This is a genomic window from Nonomuraea insulae (assembly GCF_042656245.1).
Map to the genome: position 1 here is coordinate 1 of NZ_JBHSPA010000058.1, position 610 is coordinate 610.

Sequence of the window (610 nt, forward strand, 5' to 3'; positions counted from 1 at the left end):
TCGGTGAGCCCGGTCAGTTCCTCGGCGGGAAAACGCATCCGCAGCGCCCAGCGGCAGGCCAGCTCACGCGCGCGGCCGGGACGGCAGGCGAACGCCGCCGGCAGCAGCAGCACGGCCAGCACCAGCGTGACCGCGGCGAACAGCCGGTCCCGGGGCCCCGCTGGGATCGTGCGTGGTTCGTCCATGGCCACTACGATTGGCACCGAATGTACGCGCGCCGTCCGCCACATGTCACCGTTTGTCGACGGCGACCCTCGGGTGGTGCGGCTGTCAACGCGACCGTCGGCAGGGCTGTCGGCGCGACCGCCGGCACGACGTCGACCGCGGCTGCTGGCGCGACCGCCCGGCACGGCTGTCGGGGCGGCTGTCGGTGCGGCTGTCGGCGTGACCGCCAGGCACGACGTCGACGGCGGCTGCCGCTGGCACGACCGCCGGTCCGGCTGCCGGTGCGACCGCCCGGCACGGTTGTCGGGTGATCGTCGACGCGACCGCCCAGCGTGGCTGCCGGTGCGGCTGTCGGTGCGGCTGCCGGTGCGGCTGTGACACAACCATGACATGGCGTGGACGGGGCAGGGACACGGCCGGGTGAGACTGGATGGGGTTGACCGGT

At 73.9% G+C, this 610-nt stretch carries 1 protein-coding gene and 1 pseudogene; one reads left to right on the forward strand and one right to left on the reverse strand.

The window, feature by feature from the left end; all coding sequences use genetic code 11:
- A pseudogene (locus tag ACFPZ3_RS44300) lies at positions 1 to 185 on the reverse strand (D-alanyl-D-alanine carboxypeptidase); the annotation flags it as partial.
- Positions 186 to 384: 199 nt separating this feature from the next.
- Between ACFPZ3_RS44300 and ACFPZ3_RS44305 the strand changes: the two are divergent.
- Positions 385 to 543, forward strand: a complete 159-nt coding sequence (locus ACFPZ3_RS44305; RefSeq protein WP_379520400.1) for a hypothetical protein — start codon at positions 385 to 387, stop codon at positions 541 to 543.
- Positions 544 to 610: the final 67 nt, after the last annotated feature.